We start from the raw sequence: 781 nt of genomic DNA on the forward strand, positions 1-781 counted from the left end.
GTTCGCCGGTGTTCCGGGCCCGGGTGTGACCGGGGTGGTCGGGAGGGCCGGCGCGGTCGCGGGTCGGGCGCCGGACGCGGGTGGCGTCGCGGCACGCGGACGGTGGACGCGGACGGGGCGGGTCAGGGGGAGGCGCCGCGCGCGAGGGCGGCGAGGGCCGTCGCCACCCCGTCCACGGGCAGCGGAGGGGGTGTCGGTGGTGCCGCGCCGGGCGGTTCCCCCGTCCGCTCCCGCCCGCCGGGGGAGCCCCCGGGGAGGTTCGCGGGGGCGCCGTCGGCGTCGCGGAGGGTGACGCGGTAGCCGTCGGGTTCGGCGAGCACGTCGATCCACGGGCCGCCGCGCGGTCGTCCGCACCGCCGCGAGCAGCCGGACCAGTGGACGGGGAGGGCCGCCGGGTCGCGGCGGCGGGTGTGGACGCGGGCGGCGTCGGCCCGCACGTCGGCCAGCGCCCGGCCGCAGCCCGGCCGGCCGGTGCAGGCCCCGACGCCGTGCCACGGTTCGTCGGGGCGCGTGATCAGGCCGGTCGCTTCGAGGACGCGCACGGCCCGGGCGGCGCCGGTGTCGGGGGCCGGGTCGCCCGGCGCGGGGGCGAGCGGGAGGACGAGGCCGCGCCAGGGGGTGACGCGTGGTGCGCCGGTGCCCTCGCGCCCGGTGAGGTCGGCCAGGTCGGCGACCCCACGGAGCTGACCGGCGGTCAGGGTGCCGAGGGGGGCGAGGGCGTGGACGGCCGGTGTGCCGTCGCCGTCCCGGGTCGGCCCCGGCACGGGGCGGGGCCCCCGGG

General features: G+C 82.8%; 1 protein-coding gene. It reads right to left on the bottom strand.

What is annotated here, in order from left to right:
- Positions 1-122: 122 nt before the first annotated feature.
- Positions 123-781, bottom strand: a 659-nt coding sequence (locus tag FOE67_RS27405) for a ferredoxin-like domain-containing protein (RefSeq protein ID WP_498370728.1), incomplete at its 5' end; no start/stop codon positions are given.

Source organism: Streptomyces calidiresistens (assembly GCF_014141525.1).
Lineage (GTDB): Bacteria > Actinomycetota > Actinomycetes > Streptomycetales > Streptomycetaceae > Streptomyces > Streptomyces calidiresistens.